Origin of the sequence: Serratia sp. OS31 (genome assembly GCF_014164835.1) — a bacterium.
Lineage (GTDB): Bacteria > Pseudomonadota > Gammaproteobacteria > Enterobacterales > Enterobacteriaceae > Serratia > Serratia liquefaciens_A.
The window spans coordinates 69928-86363 of the sequence record NZ_JACJFQ010000009.1; the positions used below are offsets into that span (position 1 = coordinate 69928).

Sequence of the window (16436 nt, forward strand, 5' to 3'; positions counted from 1 at the left end):
CAAAGCGTAATCAAACACAACATTTCTGCGAAAAAGCACTAGACAGGATTGTGTTAAATCCGTAGTATCCCCTCCCGCAACGGCGCTATGCGCCCGTAGCTCAGCTGGATAGAGCGCTGCCCTCCGGAGGCAGAGGTCTCAGGTTCGAATCCTGTCGGGCGCACCATTAAGTTTGTGTGCAAGAGCTGCGGTGGTAGTATTACCGCGTGAAGTAGTTAAGAAGTAATGGTGGCTATAGCTCAGTTGGTAGAGCCCTGGATTGTGATTCCAGTTGTCGTGGGTTCGAGTCCCATTAGCCACCCCACTTCCTAAGAGAAGTGAAGAATTTTAAGCTGTTTTGTGACTGTGCGAAGGTGGCGGAATTGGTAGACGCGCTAGCTTCAGGTGTTAGTGTTCTTACGGACGTGAGGGTTCAAGTCCCTCTCTTCGCACCACACAAAATGTCTAATAAATTTAATATTTACATAGACATAAGCGATAAAATTTAGTAGTATCTGCAACAAGAAATCGGCGAGTAGCGCAGCTTGGTAGCGCAACTGGTTTGGGACCAGTGGGTCGGAGGTTCGAATCCTCTCTCGCCGACCACATTCAAGAAAACCCGCTTTTAGCGGGTTTTTTTACATCTGTAGTTTATAGGATGAGCACCTCCGAAGGAGGTTTGAGCCGAGCGCAGCGAGACAACGTTGCTTTAGCAATGGCCCGTAGGGCGGCATCGCAGATGCAAGTCATCCTCTCTCGCCGACCACATTCAGAAAAGCCCGTTCAGCAATGAACGGGCTTTTTGCTTTCTGACATTCTGCTTTTCGTCCTCCTGCTCTGGTTTTGCCTCTGCCCGCTCTCTGTCTGTCGGATCCCGCCAGGACGTTTTTGGCTTGGTGTTGGCTTCCGGCGACATCGCTATGCCGCATTGTCGTCAGCTTGAGACATTTAATGTATTGATTTTATTTAATAAAAATGACTTTGGCTTAAGTCGTCGTTTTAAGGCGACATATCAGCAGACGGCAGGTGAGAACAGCAGGAATGGACAGTGAGCGGTATGCACCTAAGTACTGAGATTAAATTTGTTTTAATTCAGCTTATTAGGTTGTTCGCCTGAAGGGCCGATGCGTTTTTCCCAAAGTTGGCACGCCAAGTGCAATATCCATTACGTAGATGCTCATTCCACCTCTTATGTTCGCCTTAGGCTTCATAAACCCTGGGAATGACGCAGAGCCGATTTAGGGTGCCTATTGCCCACCAGAACGATGACGGCGTTGCTTGCAATGGCTGACATCACACTCCGGGCAAAACGTTGAGTGAGGCACCGCCCCTGTTGTCCTAGACCTGATTGCTTTTTTATACACTTGCCACCGCGGCAAGTGTTTTTTTTTGCCTGCGAGCGACCGACAGGCAAAAAAAAGCGCGACACAATGCCGCGCTTCGATGGTATTGATGATGTTGTTAGGGCTCGCCGTTTTGTTTCAGCGTCAGCATCAGGCCTTCACGACGCATTTGAGCCGCTTCATCCGAGCGGTGCAGCTTCTCCAGCACGTCAGCCAACCAAGCGTAATCGTAGGCGTCAGGACGCTGTTTCAGCGCTTCCCGGAATGCATCGGCCGCCGCTTGCCATTCGCCGTGCTTCATCAGCAACTGGCCCAGGGTGCTGTTCAGCAGTGGCGTGGCGCCATGCTGCTTCACCTGCTGGCGTAACGCTTTCTCCAGCTGTTGCGGGTTGCCGGACTTCAGACGCGGGATCAGCAACACCAGGCGTTCGTCATACTGACGCTTGAGGCTGTCGAGCACGATTTCTTGCGCCAGTTCATGGTCATTGCATTCGATCAGGTGCTCAACCATCGCGATTTGCAACGGCACCTCATGCCGGATTTTGCGGCTCTGATCTTTCCACCAGCGTTTCAGGCCATCGCTGCCCTCATCCGCCATCGCCTGATTCATCAGGCCAATGTAGGCCTGCTGTTGCAGTGCCTGCAGCTCAGCCTCGCTGTGCAGATTGATCTTGCTCATCGACGGCAGGATCTCCAGCAATGAGGCAAAAGCGCCGGTGCGCAGATAGGCCATTTCCGCCAGTCGCAGCACTTCCGGATGACGCGGGGCCTGATTAAGCAGGCGATCGACACCGTGGCGTGCCGCATGGTTTTCACCCTGAGCCAGTTGGATGCGCACGCGGGTGATGTCTACCGGCAACTGGTCGGTGTCGGCGGCTTCGGCGGCGCGTTCGAGATACTGATTGGTACGGAAATCGTCACCCCTTTGCTGTGCGGCCTCCGCGGCCAGCAGGTAGTTCACCACCGGTTGTTCGGCGTGATCGGCATTGCGCGTCAGCAGTTTTTCAACCTGCTTGTAATCACCTTCGGCCAGTTTGATCAGCGCGGCCTTGGTCTGCTTGCGCGCGCGGCTGCGTTTGCGGCCCAGGAACCAGCCGCGAGTGCGGGCGCTGGTGCTGAAGATGCGACGCAGGATCCACTCGATCACCAGCAGCACCACAAACAGCAAGATACCCATGATCACCAGGCCGGTGACGCTGGTTTCGATATTGTAGTTATCGGTCTGAATCAGCACATAGCCCTGATGGCCGGCCAACATCGGCCCAACCACCACGCTGGCGATCAGCACCAGGAACAGAAATAGCACGCGTAACATGGCTTATCCCTCCTGATGAGCGGCAGGAGACTGGGCCATCAGATTGCGCACCCGGGTCTGCATCAGTTTTTCCAGCAGTGGCTGGCTCTTCAGCTGATCCGGCACGTCCATGGTGATCGACTGCTGGCTCAGGGTATCCAACTCTTCCAGGAAAGCTTTCGTGGCCGGGTCGGTGGTGTCGAAGTAGGCGCGAACCCAAGTGGAAATGGTCTCCAGCGACTGCTTATACACTTCGTTCTGATGGCGCGGGATGGCCTGTGCGGCAACCAGCAGGCGCGAACGAATATTTTCGCGCAGGTAAATGTCCTGGTTCGGAGCCAGCAGCGGCTCGGCATTGCTATCGCGGCGGCGGACGGTAATAAAGTCGGCCATAAAGTTGTGCCAGCTTTTGGTCAGGTTTTGCCGCCATTCGCCGATCGAGCTCGACAGCTCGCTGCTGTCTTGATCCATCGGCGCTTCGTCGCTGTTGTTATCCGCCAGGCGCAGATTATCCACCTGATTGGACAACTGATTGGTCTTGAGAATGATTCCGTCGAAATCCACCTGAGTCAGCGTGGACAGCGTGCTGACGTCTTCGGTGATGGCGCGGCGAACCTCGAGCAGGCTCGGGTCATTCATGTCTGCCAGGCTGGCATCGGCGCTTTTCAACAGGGCGGCGGCGGTGGTGACGTCCTGATCGCTCCACAGCTTACGTCCGGCCATTTTCACCAGAAAATCGGCCTGCGCCAGCAACCAGGTTTTGGCGTCGCTGCCGGAAATAATGGCGACTTTCTCTTGCAGCTCATTGAGCTGTCGCGCCAGGGTAGCCTGTTCGCGATCGGCGGCGTCCAGCGTTTTGCCCTGTTGCTGCAACAGGCCTTCCAGCGCGCTTCTTTCCTGCTGTTGGTTCTGTTTCAGCGCTTCAAGCTGTTGCTGCAAGGTTTGATTGGCGGCGATAAGCTGCTGCGCCTGCCGATGGGTGTGGTAATAGCCACCGGCGGCCAGAGCGATGACCAGCACGATCGCTATTGCGCCCAATACCGGGCCGGTATTTTTACCTTTACGCTTTTCAGCGTCTGGCTGCTGGGGGCTCTCAACCGCAGAGGTGGGTTCTTCAACCGGGGCGGATGGGGTATTTTGTTCCGTCATAGTGGCACATCCCATAGTCAGGTTTGTTGTAGCGCGCGGATCAGCGCGTCATTATCGGCATTATCAGCTACCCGAATTGTGCTCCAGCCCAATTCCTGGGCGAGGGTAGCCAGACGTTCACTCACTACGACCAGGCGGCAACGTAACAGCCACGAAGAACGGTAGTAATCAGGAACTAAAGTATAGAGCTGTTGTAACATTTCACCGCTGGTAACCACCAGCGTATCAACACCGGCTCGCTGCCAGTGGGCGCTTTGCTCGCTGCCATCATAGTGCACCGGGCTGCGTTGATAACATTCATAATAGCTGACGGCGGCGCCGCGCTCGCTCAGGGTGTTGCCGAGCAGCTCACGTCCGCCGTTACCGCGCAGGATCAGCGCCTGTTTGCCGTCCAGCTTCTGCAGCGCCGGCAGCAGCAGCAATGTTTCGCTGATCTCCTGCTCACGCGGGTATTCTACCGGCAGGCTGCTGATGCGGTGCATGGCCAACGCCGTGTTGCGACCGATAGCATAATAGGCCAGCCTGGCGGGCCATGGCAGCCCGACGCGGCCCATCACCGAGTTGGCGTAGCTCACCGAGTGCTGCGACAGGATGAACACCAGATCGCCATCGTTAAGCTGCTGCAAGGCCTGTGGCAATTTGGGCAGATCACCGCCAGGGGCGAAATCGATCAGCGGAGCATGATAGGCAACCCGGCCGAGCGCGCGCAGTCGGCTTACCAGTTCTTCTCCTGACGGAGAGGGGCGGGTTACCAGAATCGTCATGCCGGGGGATTTCCCTGATAAACGTCCTGCAGAATTTCGCGAGCGCCTTGCGCAAGCAGTTCTTCCGCCAGCGCCACGCCCATCTGTTCAGCCTGTGCTGCCGGACCACGGCGTTCGCCGCGTACCATTTGGCTGCCGTCTGGTGAGCCCACCAGGGCTCGCAGCCACAGGGTGTCGCCATCCAGTTCGGCATAGCTGCCGATCGGTACCTGGCAACCGCCCTCCAGTCGGGTATTCATCGCCCGCTCGGCGCGTACGCGAGTTTCCGTGGCAACGTGATTGAGCGGTGCCAACAGCGCGCGGGTGGTTTCGTCGTCGAAGCGGCATTCGATACCCACTGCGCCCTGGCCGACGGCCGGCAGGCACTCTTCCGGGCTCAATGGGCTGCGGATACGTTGTTCCAACCCCAGGCGCTTAAGCCCGGCGACCGCCAAAATAATGGCGTCGTAATCACCGTTATCCAATTTTGCCAGCCGGGTACCGACATTGCCGCGCAGATCGCGCACGATCAGATCCGGGCGGCGCTCACGCAGTTGGCACTGACGACGCAGGCTGGAGGTACCGACCACGCTGCCCTGCGGCAGTTGATCGAGTGAAGCGAAACGATTGGAAACAAATGCGTCGCGCGGGTCGTCGCGCTCACAAATGGTCACCAAACCCAAGCCATCGGGGAAATCTACCGGGACGTCTTTCATCGAATGCACGGCGATATCCGCGCGGCCATCCAACAACGCCAGCTCAAGTTCCTTAACAAACAGCCCTTTACCACCGACTTTCGCCAGCGGCGTATCCAGAATAATGTCGCCCCGCGTGACCATCGGCACCAGTTCGACCTGCAGGCCAGGGTGGCTGGCCATCAGGCGCTGCTGCACATAATGTGCTTGCCAGAGAGCGAGTGGGCTTTGTCGGGTGGCAATTCGAATAATTTTGTCTAACATGCTTGTTACCGTTTTTATAATTCGCCGTTCATCCTACCACTGAGTACGAAAACTGTCAGTGCAAGAAGCCACAGGCGAAGAAAGGACAACGGAATCAACGGGACGTGTGATGTGTTTTGGGGCAGTTAACACTGCGGGTAAATCGTTTGGAGTGGCGCTACAATAATAGTGAAGCGTTACTTCCTTTACGGTCAATCAGCAAGGTGTTAAATTGATCACGTTTCCAACAATAAGTTGCCAAATATTCTTCCAACACTAACGGCGCTTATGGAATACGGGTTTTTTTCTAAACACCGGGATAATCAGGCGAGACGTCTTGTACCTCTACATCGAGACACTGAAGCAGAGACTGGATGCGATCAATCAATTACGAATCGATCGCGCCCTAGCGGCCATGAAGCCCGCGTTTCAACGGGTATACAGTCTGCTGCCTACCTTATTGCATCACCACCACCCACTGATGCCAGGTTACCTGAACGGTAACGTTCCCCACGGCGTTTGCCTCTACACGCCTGATGAAACCCAACAAGATTACCTCAACGATTTAGAAGACAAATGGGGCAGCCCGTTTGACAAAATGGCCAGCGGTGAACTGCCGATTACCGGGGTTTACTCGATGGGCAGCACCTCGTCGATCGGCCAGAGCTGCAGCTCGGATCTCGACATCTGGGTGTGCCACCAATCCTGGCTGGACAACGAAGAGCGTAACCGCCTGCAGCAAAAATGCAGCCTGCTGGAAAAATGGTCGGCGTCGATGGGGGTGGAAGTCAGCTTCTTCCTGATCGATGAAAACCGCTTCCGTCATAACGAAAGCGGCAGCCTGGGGGGCGAAGACTGCGGCTCCACCCAACATATCCTGCTGCTGGATGAATTTTACCGCACCGCGGTGCGCCTGGCCGGCAAACGTATTTTGTGGAACATGGTGCCGGGCGAAGAAGAAGCGCATTACGATGAGTATGTGCTGTCGCTGTACTCGCAAGGCGCGTTAACGCCGAACGAATGGCTGGATCTCGGCGGGCTGAGCACGCTGTCGGCGGAAGAATACTTCGGCGCCAGCCTGTGGCAACTGTACAAAAGCATCGACTCGCCTTACAAGGCGGTGCTGAAGACCCTGCTGCTGGAAGCCTATTCCTGGGAATATCCCAATACTCAGCTGTTGGCGATGGACATCAAACAGCGCCTGCATCAGGGCGAGATTGTCTGCTTTGGTCTTGACGCCTACTGTATGATGCTCGAACGCGTTACGCATTATCTGAATCAAATCAACGACACTACCCGCCTCGATCTGGTCCGCCGCTGTTTCTACCTGAAAGTCTGTGAAAAACTGTCGCGCGCCAATGCGTGCGTCGGCTGGCGCCGTGAAATTCTCAGTCAATTGGTCAGCGAATGGGGTTGGGACGAAGAGCGTCTGGCGATCCTGGATAATCGCGCCAACTGGAAAATCGAACGGGTACGTGAGGCGCACAACGAATTGTTGGATGCGATGATGCAAAGCTATCGCAACCTGATCCGCTTCGCCCGGCGCAACAACCTTAGCGTCAGCGCCAGCCCGCAGGATATCGGCGTGTTGACCCGCAAGCTGTACGCTGCGTTTGAAGCGCTGCCCGGCAAGGTGACGCTGGTGAACCCGCAGATTTCGCCGGACCTGTCAGAAGACGACTTAACCTTTATTCACGTGCCGATTGGCCGCGCCAACCGCACCGGCTGGTACCTTTATAATCAGGCACCGGCCATGGACTCGATCGTCAGCCATCAGCCGCTGGAATATAACCGCTACCTCAACAAGCTGGTGGCCTGGGCCTATTTCAACGGGCTGCTGACGCCGAAAACCCGTCTGCACATCAAGAGCGGCAACCTGTGCGATACGGCCAAACTGCAGGAACTGGTGGCCGATGTGTCGCACCACTTCCCGCTGCGGCTGGCGGCCCCTACGCCAAAAGCGCTGTACAGCCCGTGCGAAATTCGCCACCTGGCCATTATCGTCAATCTGGAAAACGATCCGACCGCCGCCTTCCGCAATCAGGTGGTGCATTTCGATTTCCGCAAGCTCGATGTATTCAGCTTTGGCCAGCAACAGCAGTGCCTGGTGGGCAGTATCGATCTACTGTACCGCAACTCCTGGAACGAAGTGCGTACCTTGCATTTCAGCGGCGAGCAATCGGTGCTGGAAGCGTTGAAGACTATTCTCGGCAAAATGCACCAGGATGCCGCGCCGCCGGAATCGGTCGAGGTGTTCTGCTACAGTCAGCACCTGCGCGGCCTGATCCGTACCCGTATACAGCAGTTGGTGTCGGAGTGTATTGAGCTACGCCTGTCCAGCACCCGACTGGAGCCGGGCCGTTTCAAAGCGGTACGGGTTGCCGGCCAGACCTGGGGCCTGTTCTTCGAACGGCTGAGCGTGTCGGTGCAGAAGCTGGAAAACGCGGTGGAGTTCTACGGCGCCATTTCCAACAACAAATTGCACGGCCTGTCGATCAAAGTGGAAACCGATCAGGTGCATCTGCCGCCGGTGGTGGACGGTTTCGCCAGCGAGGGGATTATTCAGTTCTTCTTCGAAGACACTACGGACGACAAAGGCTTTAACATCTATATTCTGGATGAATCTAACCGGGTTGAGGTTTATCACCATTGCGAAGGCAGCAAAGAGGAACTGGTGCGCGACGTTAGCCGTTTCTACTCGTCCTCGCACGATCGCTTCACCTACGGCTCCAGCTTTATCAACTTCAACCTACCGCAGTTCTACCAGATAGTGCATCTTGATGGCCGCACACAGGTGATCCCGTTCCGCAGCAATGTGCTGTCGAGCCTGTGCGTTCCCCTGACCGACAGCGCCGTCCAACCGCTGAAGCAACAGTTCCAGCTGCATTGATATCGTCAAGGTTCAGCAGGCTGAGCCTTGACGACGGATGCGACCATTCTCAGGAAAACTTCACCTCTTCGCCGGCCTGTGCGCTGGCTGCTTCGCTCAGTAAGGGGTAGAAGGCGCGGTCGCTGCGATCGCACAGCCACACGCCGTCACGGTAGTTAAAGTGGTAGCCGCCGGTTTTGGTCGCCAGCCAAATCTGATGCAACGGCTCTTGGCGATTGATCACAATTTTGGTGCCATTTTCGAAGCTTAACGTCATTACGCCACCGTTAGTTTCGTAATCGATGTCCGCATCGCCCTCAAAATCGTCCAGGGTCTCTTCAATATTCAGCATCAGTTGGTCAGCCAACTGGTGAAACTCACTGTCGTTCATATTCAATTCCTATTGCTTTTCATGATCCACCTGCGATTATAGAGACCTTGGACGCATGAATTACAGGCATTAATGCAAATGAAAAAACAACTACGCTATGCGCTGATGGCAGTTCTGCTTGCCGGGCTCTCCGGCTGCGGCCTGAAAGGCCCGCTGTACTTCCCGCCGACCGATCCGGCCAGCGCTAAGAAACCGGCTACCCAGGTTCAGACCGGCGATCAGGTACAGAAAAATCAGCAGGAACTTTCTGGCTCTCAGCAAAAACCGTCGATGAGCGACCAGTAACACCTTGTTTGCGGCGGCGTGAGTCACCGCAAACCCAAGACGGATAGCGGAGTATGATATGCAGTTCTCCAAAATGCACGGTCTGGGCAACGACTTTATGGTGGTCGATGCCGTTACACAGAATGTCTATTTCTCACCCGAGTTGATCCGCCGTCTGGCCGATCGGCACTTGGGCGTTGGCTTTGACCAGCTGCTGGTGGTAGAACCGCCTTACGATCCGGAACTGGATTTCCATTACCGCATTTTTAACGCCGACGGCAGTGAAGTGGCGCAGTGCGGTAACGGCGCTCGCTGCTTTGCCCGCTTTGTACGGCTGAAAGGCTTGACCAACAAGCGCGATATTCGCGTCAGTACCCAGACCGGGCGCATGGTGTTGAGCGTGACCGACGATGATCTGGTGTGCGTGAATATGGGTGAGCCGAACTTCGATCCCCAGGCAGTGCCGTTTCGCGCAACCAAAGAAGAAAAGACGTATATCATGCGGGCTGCGGAACACACGGTGCTGTGCGGCGTGGTGTCGATGGGCAATCCACATTGTGTTTTACAGGTGGATGATGTAAAAACCGCCAAGGTGGAGTTGCTTGGGCCGGTGCTGGAAGGGCATGAGCGCTTCCCGGAACGGGCCAACATCGGTTTTATGCAAATTGTCAGTCGCGAGCACATTAAACTGCGCGTCTATGAGCGCGGTGCTGGCGAAACGCAGGCTTGCGGTAGTGGAGCCTGTGCGGCCGTGGCAGTGGGGATTCAACAGGAATTGCTGTCAGAAGAGGTGCATGTAGAACTGCCGGGCGGCAGCCTGCATATTCGCTGGAAAGGGCCGGGCAGCCCGCTGTTTATGACCGGTCCGGCAACCCATGTATATGACGGATTTATTCATCTATGAAGAGCGTTGAGGACCAGGCTGTCGCAGGCATTGAGCTTGATGACGACGCCGTGATGCAGTTTCTGCTGCAAAACCCGGATTTCTTTATGCGCAACGCACGGTTAGTGGAGCAGATGCGCGTTCCCCATCCCGTTCGCGGCACCGTATCGTTGGTCGAGTGGCATCTGGCTCGCCAGCGCAATCACATCCATCGGCTGGAAGAAGAAATCACGCTGCTGATGGAGCAGGCCAGCGCCAACGAAACGCTGTTTGCCAGCCTGCTGCATTTACAGGCCAATCTGGCCACCGCCGACAGCCTGCAGGATATGCTTAACCGCCTGCAGCGTTGGGCGCGCGGTTTCGGTTTGGCCGGCGCCAACATCCGCCTGTTTTCCGAAAGCTGGAAAATCGGCGCACCTTCCGATTTCACCCACCTTGCCCTGACGCGCTCTTCGTTTGAACCGTTGCGCATTCAGCGCCTGGGTGACCAACAGCACTTTCTCGGCAGTCTGAATGGCCCCGAACTGCTGCTGTTGCTGCCGCAGGCCAAACTGGTCGGCTCGGTAGCGCTGTCGATGCTGGGTGATGAGGGCGAGTTGGGCATGGTGATTTTCAGCAGCCGCGATACGCAACATTATCAGCAGGGCATGGGCACGGTGATGCTTAATCAACTGGCGCGCATGCTGCCGGAACTGCTGGAACGCTGGATCGAACGAGTATGACTCCGCTGGCGGCCAGCCTGCAACAGCCGGTCGATGCCTTTCTGCGCTATCTGAAGGTGGAACGCCAGCTCAGCCCCTTGACGCAGTTAAGCTATTCACGCCAATTACAGGCGCTGATGGCGCTGGCTCAGGATATGGGCATCACGGAGTGGCCGTCGCTGGACGCCGCCAAAGTCCGGATGCTGGCGGCGCGCAGTAAACGCGCCGGCCTGCAGTCTTCCAGCCTCGCGTTGCGCTTGTCGGCATTACGCAGTTTTCTCGACTGGCAGGTCAGCCAGGGCATACTGATAGCCAACCCCGCCAAAGGGATCCGCACGCCACGCAGTGGCCGCCATCTGCCGAAAAACATCGACGTCGATGAAATGAATCAGCTGCTGGATATCGATCTCAACGATCCGCTGGCGGTGCGCGATCGCGCTATGCTTGAGGTGATGTACGGGGCAGGGCTGCGTCTTTCTGAACTGGTGGGGCTGGACTGCCGCCACGTCGATCTGGCCGCCGGTGAAATTTGGGTGTTGGGCAAGGGCAGCAAGGAACGCAAGCTGCCGGTCGGCCGTACCGCCGTGACCTGGCTGGAACACTGGCTGGCGATGCGCGATTTGTTCGGGCCGTCAGACGATGCGATGTTCCTGTCCAATCAGGGAAAACGCATCTCGACTCGCAACGTGCAAAAGCGTTTTGCCGAATGGGGCGTCAAGCAGGGCGTTAACAGCCATATCCATCCGCACAAGCTGCGCCACTCCTTTGCCACCCATATGCTGGAGTCCAGCGGCGATCTGCGCGCGGTGCAGGAACTGCTTGGCCACGCCAACCTGACCACCACCCAAATCTATACCCACCTCGACTTTCAACATCTGGCGAACGTGTACGATGCCGCGCATCCGCGCGCCAAACGGGGGAAATCCTGATGCACTTTTATCGTCCGCTACGCCCGCTGGCGGCATTGACCTTCGATCTGGACGACACGCTGTATGACAACCGTCCGGTGATCAAACAGACCGAATTGCAGTCGGTCGCTTTTTTGCAGAACTATCACCCCGGGCTGAACCACTTCCAGTCGGCGGATTTTCATCGCCTGCGCCAGGAGCTTCGCGAGCAGGATCCGGAGATTTACCACGACGTCACCCAGTGGCGCTGGCGCGCTATCCACCTGGCGCTGAGCCGCCAGGGGCTGCGTGATGCCCAGGCCGCGGAGGGGGCTGATGCGGCGATGCAGAATTTCGCGCTGTGGCGCAGCCGTATCGAGGTTCCTGAAGCCACCCACGCCACGTTGAAAGCGCTGGGCGAACGCTTCCCGCTGGTGGCGATCACCAACGGCAATGCCGATCCTGCGCTGTGCGGGCTGGACGGTTACTTTCAGTTTGTGCTGCGCTCCGGGCCGGATGGCCGTGCCAAACCTTACCAGGACATGTACCAGACGGCTGCCGAGCGGTTGGGGATAGCCCCTGAGCATATTCTTCACGTCGGCGATGATTTAACCACCGACGTCGCCGGCGCGTTGCGCTCCGGCCTGCAAGCCTGTTGGATCAACGACCGCCAGCGCAGCCTGATGCAGGTCGCCGATAGCCGGCTGCTGCCACATATTGAGATTTCGCAGTTGGCATCGCTGACAGCATTGTTATAATCCCTGCCAGAACTCTGTATAAATTCCCAGTGGAATCGCGTCGCTGACGCGCTTTCCCTTACCAATTAATGGTGCCTATGGACGTTTCCGATCTGCTCGACAGCCTGAATGAAAAACAACGCGAAGCCGTGGCGGCGCCACGTGGCAACCTGTTGGTACTGGCCGGTGCGGGCAGCGGTAAAACCCGGGTACTGGTGCACCGCATCGCCTGGCTGCTGTCGGTAGAGAACTGTTCGCCGTATTCGATCATGGCGGTGACGTTCACCAACAAAGCGGCGGCAGAAATGCGCCACCGTATCGAACATCTGATTGGCACCAGCCAGGGCGGCATGTGGATCGGCACCTTCCACGGGCTGGCTCACCGGTTGCTGCGCGCACACCATATGGACGCCAATCTGCCGCAGGATTTCCAGATCCTCGACAGCGACGACCAGTTCCGCCTGCTCAAACGCATCGTCAAGGCGTTGAATATCGACGAGAAACAATGGCCACCGCGTCAGGCGATGTGGTACATCAATGGCAAAAAAGATGAAGGCCTGCGCCCGCAACACGTCGAAACCTACAATAACCCGGTAGAGGCGACCTGGCTGCGTATCTACCAGGCCTATCAGGAAGCCTGCGATCGCGCGGGGCTGGTGGATTTTGCCGAGCTGTTGCTGCGCGCCCATGAGCTGTGGCTGAACAAACCGCATATCCTCAACCATTATCGCGAACGTTTTACCAACGTACTGGTGGATGAGTTTCAGGATACCAACAGCATTCAATATGCCTGGATCCGCCTGCTGGCCGGCAATAACAGCAACGTGATGATCGTGGGTGACGATGACCAGTCGATTTATGGCTGGCGCGGCGCTCAGGTGGAAAATATTCAACGTTTCCTGAAGGACTTCCCAGGGGCGCAGAGCGTCCTTCTGGAACAAAATTACCGTTCGACCAGCAATATTCTAAAGGCAGCCAACACCCTGATCGCCAACAACGGCGGGCGCATGGGGAAAAACCTGTGGACCGAGGGTGGGGATGGCGAACCTATTTCCATCTACTGTGCATTCAACGAACTCGATGAGGCGCGCTTTGTCGTCGGCCGCATCAAAACCTGGCAGGAAAATGGCGGCGCACTGAATGACTGCGCCATCCTTTACCGCAGTAACGCCCAGTCGCGCGTGCTGGAAGAGGCGCTGCTGCAAACCGCCATGCCTTACCGCATTTACGGCGGGCAACGCTTCTTCGAACGTCAGGAAATCAAGGATGCGCTGGCCTATCTGCGGCTGATAGCCAACCGTAATGACGACGCTGCGTTCGAGCGCGTAGTAAATACCCCGACTCGTGGCATTGGCGACCGGACGTTGGACGAAGTGCGTCGAACGGCGCGCGATCGTCAATTGACCCTGTGGCAGGCCACTCGCGCCCTGTTGCAAGATAAAGTGCTGGCCGGCCGTGCGGCCTCTGCGCTGCAGCGTTTTACCGAACTGGTGGATTCACTGGCGCATGAAACCGCCGATATGCCCTTGCACGTACAGACCGACCGGGTGATCCGCGATTCGGGGCTGTTCATTATGTATGAGCAGGAAAAGGGCGAGAAAGGCCAGGCGCGTATCGAAAACCTTGAGGAACTGGTGACGGCAACCCGTCAGTACAGCTATCAGGATGAAGATCAGGATCTGATGCCGCTGCAGGCATTTTTGTCGCACGCTGCGCTGGAGGCGGGCGAAGGACAGGCCGATGCCTATCAAGATGCGGTGCAGCTGATGACCCTGCACTCGGCCAAGGGGCTGGAGTTCCCGCTGGTGTTTATCGTCGGTATGGAAGAGGGGATGTTCCCGAGCCAGATGTCGCTGGATGAAGGCGGGCGGTTGGAAGAAGAACGTCGTCTGGCCTACGTTGGCCTGACACGTGCCATGCAGAAACTGACGCTGACCTATGCCGAAACGCGCCGTCTGTACGGCAAGGAAGTTTACCATCGGCCTTCGCGTTTTATCGGCGAACTGCCGGAGGAGTGCGTGGAAGAAGTGCGGTTGCGTGCCAGCGTATCGCGACCGGTGAGCCATCGTCGTATGGGCACGCCGATCAGTGAAAACGACACCGGCTACAAGCTGGGCCAGCGGGTGCGTCACCCTAAATTTGGCGAAGGCACCATCGTCAATCTGGAAGGCAGCGGCGAACACAGTCGGCTGCAAATTGCGTTCCCAGGGGAAGGCATCAAATGGCTGGTGGCAGCTTATGCCAGACTGGAAACGGTGTAGCGGGGCAGTAGAGTAGCCGCCAAACCCAAAGGGGCGAATTTCTTCGCCCCAGCACTCAGGCTTAAAGCGTACGGGTATAGCGATCGCCAATTTGCGCGGTGGCATACCAGCGCATCACCGCTTCGATGCCTTCACCACCTTCCGGAGGGGCCCAGTGCATGCAGTCCTCTTCCGACAGCGCCTGATAAGGCCCCTGTTTTACTTCGAACACCACGCCGCCCGGATCAACCGACAGCACGGCATGCCAGGTAAACGCCGGCATCTCCAGCACTTTGGTTTCTTCGCCGAGCAGGGTGCGTTGGGTGACGACACCTTCCTCATTAAACTGCAATACCACAAAGCGCCCGCGCAGCGGCGTCAGCAGCTCCCAGGTTTGCGGATGGCGGTGCGGTCGGATATAGGTGCCAGGTTCCATGGCGATTGCCAGTCGCTGTACCGGCTCGCTCAACTCGTCGTGTAACGTACGGTGCGCGCGCAGGCGAGCCACTTTAGCGGCCTGCTCACTCATGGCGGTCAGGTCGTGGGCGGTAATCTGTTTCATCGTTAAAGTCCGCAAGCTTATCGTGGCTTCATATTAGCAATATTCACCGACGCGGTCAGAGATCCCCGCGACTTTTTCGTTACCCTTTATCGCGGATTAAACTGATTTTGTCCCATTGGTTATGGCGATGAATTGTTGCGCAATTATCGGGCCTAACCGGTTGACAGACTTTTTCTTCTCGGCGTAACATGCGCGCACTATTATCAATGAGGACATACGCCTTGGACACACCCAGTAGATACTGGCTCACTGACCTGGACAACAACAGGTACAACTTCTAAGGCTATCCCATCGAGCTGATAGCCTTCGTGGTTGTCGGCGACCTCTTATGTGTCGCTACGAGTCAGATCCTTCATGGTCTGAAACAAGCTGGTGATGCAACACCCCTCTGTTTCTGTGCTTCCACGCGTTGTTTACCCCTGTCACCCTAAGGGAGTTTTAGCAGATGCTGAGCGCGTTTAAATTAGATAAAAGCCGCCTGTCCCGTCTGGAGTTGGATGACTCCGATGATCTCACCACCTCGCTGTGGGTTGATCTGGTTGAGCCGGAAGAAGGTGAGCGTGAACGCGTGCAAAACGAGTTGGGCCAAAGCCTGGCGACACGTCCGGAGCTGGATGATATCGAAGCCTCCGCGCGTTTCTTCGAAGACGAAGATGGCCTGCATATTCACTCCTTCTTCTACTTTGAAGATGCGGAAGACCATGCCGGTAACTCCACCGTAGCTTTCACCATCCGTGATGGCCGCCTGTATACCCTACGTGAGCGCGAGCTGCCGGCGTTTCGCCTGTACCGCATGCGCGCACGTAACCTGACGATGGTGGACGGCAACGCTTACGAGCTGTTGCTGGATCTGTTCGAAACCAAGATTGAGCAGTTGGCTGACGAAATTGAAAACGTCTACAGCGATTTGGAAAAGCTCAGCCGGGTGATCATGGAAGGCCATCAGGGCGACGAATACGACGAAGCACTGTCGACGCTGGCCGAACTGGAAGATATCGGCTGGAAAGTGCGACTGTGTTTGATGGATACCCAGCGTGCGCTGAATTTCCTGGTGCGTAAGGCGCGGTTGCCGACCGGTCAGTTGGAGCAGGCGCGTGAAGTGCTGCGCGACATCGAATCCCTGTTGCCGCACAACGAATCGCTGTTCCAGAAGGTGAACTTCCTGATGCAGGCTGCGATGGGTTTCATCAATATCGAACAGAACCGTATCATCAAGATCTTCTCGGTGGTTTCGGTGGTGTTCCTGCCGCCGACGCTGGTGGCCTCAAGCTATGGGATGAACTTCGAGTTTATGCCGGAGCTGAAGTGGTCGTTCGGCTATCCGGGTGCCATCAGCCTGATGATCCTGGCGGGGCTGGCCCCGTACCTGTACTTCAAACGCAAGAATTGGCTGTAAGCTGACGGGCGAACCGCTGTTCGCCCGATATTTCTGTGGTTGACCAACGCTTAGCCTGCT

14 protein-coding genes, 4 tRNA genes and 1 other RNA gene are annotated in these 16436 nt (G+C 56.7%); 13 read left to right on the plus strand and 6 right to left on the minus strand.

All coding sequences use genetic code 11. The features are described 5' to 3' along the window. Positions 1-89 precede the first annotated feature (89 nt). The 5 genes from H5P17_RS10140 (at position 90) to H5P17_RS10160 (ending at position 745) form a co-directional block, all read left to right on the plus strand. A tRNA-Arg gene (locus tag H5P17_RS10140) sits at positions 90-166 on the plus strand. Positions 167-228: 62 nt separating this feature from the next. Continuing rightward, positions 229-304: transfer RNA gene (locus tag H5P17_RS10145), tRNA-His, on the plus strand. A 43-nt stretch (positions 305-347) separates the two neighbouring features. Continuing rightward, a tRNA-Leu gene (locus H5P17_RS10150) sits at positions 348-434 on the plus strand. 74 nt (positions 435-508) lie between these two features. Further along, a tRNA-Pro gene (locus tag H5P17_RS10155) sits at positions 509-585 on the plus strand. 31 nt (positions 586-616) lie between these two features. Next, positions 617-745, plus strand: a non-coding RNA gene (locus H5P17_RS10160) — RtT sRNA. Positions 746-1440: 695 nt separating this feature from the next. On the opposite strand, the gene hemY is transcribed toward H5P17_RS10160, so the two are convergent. Genes hemY through hemC form a run of 4 tightly spaced genes read right to left on the minus strand, consistent with a single transcriptional unit; the run spans position 1441 to position 5467 of the window. After that, positions 1441-2637: a protoheme IX biogenesis protein HemY gene (gene hemY / locus H5P17_RS10165; RefSeq protein ID WP_044554404.1), complete on the minus strand. Its 1197-nt coding sequence runs from the start codon at positions 2635-2637 to the stop codon at positions 1441-1443. Positions 2638-2640: 3 nt separating this feature from the next. Beyond that, the gene (gene hemX / locus H5P17_RS10170; RefSeq protein WP_182822687.1) at positions 2641-3765 is read right to left on the minus strand and encodes a uroporphyrinogen-III C-methyltransferase; all 1125 of its coding nucleotides are present in this window, start codon (positions 3763-3765) and stop codon (positions 2641-2643) included. A gap of 17 nt (positions 3766-3782) precedes the next feature. Next, entirely contained in the window at positions 3783-4529 is a 747-nt protein-coding gene (hemD, locus tag H5P17_RS10175; RefSeq protein WP_182822689.1) for a uroporphyrinogen-III synthase, read from the minus strand. After that, entirely contained in the window at positions 4526-5467 is a 942-nt protein-coding gene (gene hemC / locus H5P17_RS10180) for a hydroxymethylbilane synthase (protein ID WP_182822691.1), read from the minus strand. Before hemC ends, hemD begins: the two co-directional genes overlap by 4 nt. Before the next feature lie 316 nt (positions 5468-5783). On the opposite strand from hemC, the gene H5P17_RS10185 reads away from it, so the two are divergent. Next, a complete protein-coding gene (locus tag H5P17_RS10185) occupies positions 5784-8336 on the plus strand; it encodes a class I adenylate cyclase (protein ID WP_046374741.1) in 2553 nt (850 codons plus the stop codon). 49 nt (positions 8337-8385) lie between these two features. Here the strand turns inward: H5P17_RS10185 and cyaY are convergent, their stop codons facing one another. Beyond that, entirely contained in the window at positions 8386-8706 is a 321-nt protein-coding gene (cyaY, locus tag H5P17_RS10190; RefSeq protein WP_182822693.1) for an iron donor protein CyaY, read from the minus strand. A gap of 78 nt (positions 8707-8784) precedes the next feature. On the opposite strand from cyaY, the gene H5P17_RS10195 reads away from it, so the two are divergent. From H5P17_RS10195 to uvrD, 6 genes are all read left to right on the plus strand, one after another. Then, positions 8785-8991 carry a lipoprotein gene (locus tag H5P17_RS10195; protein ID WP_304621579.1) on the plus strand — a complete coding sequence of 69 codons (207 nt, stop codon included), beginning with the start codon at positions 8785-8787 and terminating at the stop codon, positions 8989-8991. A 58-nt stretch (positions 8992-9049) separates the two neighbouring features. Next, positions 9050-9874 carry a diaminopimelate epimerase gene (dapF, locus tag H5P17_RS10200; RefSeq protein WP_020824769.1) on the plus strand — a complete coding sequence of 275 codons (825 nt, stop codon included), beginning with the start codon at positions 9050-9052 and terminating at the stop codon, positions 9872-9874. Further along, complete coding sequence (locus tag H5P17_RS10205; protein ID WP_182822697.1) at positions 9871-10575, plus strand: DUF484 domain-containing protein; 705 nt, start codon at positions 9871-9873, stop codon at positions 10573-10575. The genes dapF and H5P17_RS10205 overlap by 4 nt, the downstream gene beginning before the upstream one ends. After that, positions 10572-11483 carry a tyrosine recombinase XerC gene (xerC, locus tag H5P17_RS10210; RefSeq protein ID WP_182822699.1) on the plus strand — a complete coding sequence of 304 codons (912 nt, stop codon included), beginning with the start codon at positions 10572-10574 and terminating at the stop codon, positions 11481-11483. The genes H5P17_RS10205 and xerC overlap by 4 nt, the downstream gene beginning before the upstream one ends. Continuing rightward, positions 11483-12199, plus strand: a complete 717-nt coding sequence (yigB, locus tag H5P17_RS10215; RefSeq protein WP_182822701.1) for a 5-amino-6-(5-phospho-D-ribitylamino)uracil phosphatase YigB — start codon at positions 11483-11485, stop codon at positions 12197-12199. Before xerC ends, yigB begins: the two co-directional genes overlap by 1 nt. A gap of 77 nt (positions 12200-12276) precedes the next feature. Then, positions 12277-14439 carry a DNA helicase II gene (uvrD, locus tag H5P17_RS10220; RefSeq protein ID WP_044554480.1) on the plus strand — a complete coding sequence of 721 codons (2163 nt, stop codon included), beginning with the start codon at positions 12277-12279 and terminating at the stop codon, positions 14437-14439. 61 nt (positions 14440-14500) lie between these two features. Here the strand turns inward: uvrD and H5P17_RS10225 are convergent, their stop codons facing one another. Beyond that, entirely contained in the window at positions 14501-14980 is a 480-nt protein-coding gene (locus tag H5P17_RS10225) for a WbuC family cupin fold metalloprotein (protein WP_044554414.1), read from the minus strand. Between the two features lie 445 nt (positions 14981-15425). Between H5P17_RS10225 and corA the strand changes: the two genes are divergently transcribed. After that, positions 15426-16376 carry a magnesium/cobalt transporter CorA gene (corA, locus tag H5P17_RS10230; RefSeq protein ID WP_020824775.1) on the plus strand — a complete coding sequence of 317 codons (951 nt, stop codon included), beginning with the start codon at positions 15426-15428 and terminating at the stop codon, positions 16374-16376. Positions 16377-16436: the final 60 nt, after the last annotated feature.

Bases quoted from the DNA above. Each gene is read 5' to 3' on its own strand.
- yigB (WP_182822701.1), top strand. From the start codon at position 11,483: ATGCACTTTTATCGTCCGCTACGCCCGCTGGCGGCATTGACCTTCGAT.
- H5P17_RS10205 (WP_182822697.1), top strand. From the start codon at position 9,871: ATGAAGAGCGTTGAGGACCAGGCTGTCGCAGGCATTGAGCTTGATGAC.
- corA (WP_020824775.1), top strand. From the start codon at position 15,426: ATGCTGAGCGCGTTTAAATTAGATAAAAGCCGCCTGTCCCGTCTGGAG.
- hemC (WP_182822691.1), bottom strand. From the start codon at position 5,467: ATGTTAGACAAAATTATTCGAATTGCCACCCGACAAAGCCCACTCGCT.
- hemX (WP_182822687.1), bottom strand. From the start codon at position 3,765: ATGACGGAACAAAATACCCCATCCGCCCCGGTTGAAGAACCCACCTCT.
- H5P17_RS10225 (WP_044554414.1), bottom strand. From the start codon at position 14,980: ATGAAACAGATTACCGCCCACGACCTGACCGCCATGAGTGAGCAGGCC.
- uvrD (WP_044554480.1), top strand. From the start codon at position 12,277: ATGGACGTTTCCGATCTGCTCGACAGCCTGAATGAAAAACAACGCGAA.
- cyaY (WP_182822693.1), bottom strand. From the start codon at position 8,706: ATGAACGACAGTGAGTTTCACCAGTTGGCTGACCAACTGATGCTGAAT.
- dapF (WP_020824769.1), top strand. From the start codon at position 9,050: ATGCAGTTCTCCAAAATGCACGGTCTGGGCAACGACTTTATGGTGGTC.
- hemD (WP_182822689.1), bottom strand. From the start codon at position 4,529: ATGACGATTCTGGTAACCCGCCCCTCTCCGTCAGGAGAAGAACTGGTA.
- xerC (WP_182822699.1), top strand. From the start codon at position 10,572: ATGACTCCGCTGGCGGCCAGCCTGCAACAGCCGGTCGATGCCTTTCTG.
- hemY (WP_044554404.1), bottom strand. From the start codon at position 2,637: ATGTTACGCGTGCTATTTCTGTTCCTGGTGCTGATCGCCAGCGTGGTG.
- H5P17_RS10195 (WP_304621579.1), top strand. From the start codon at position 8,785: ATGAAAAAACAACTACGCTATGCGCTGATGGCAGTTCTGCTTGCCGGG.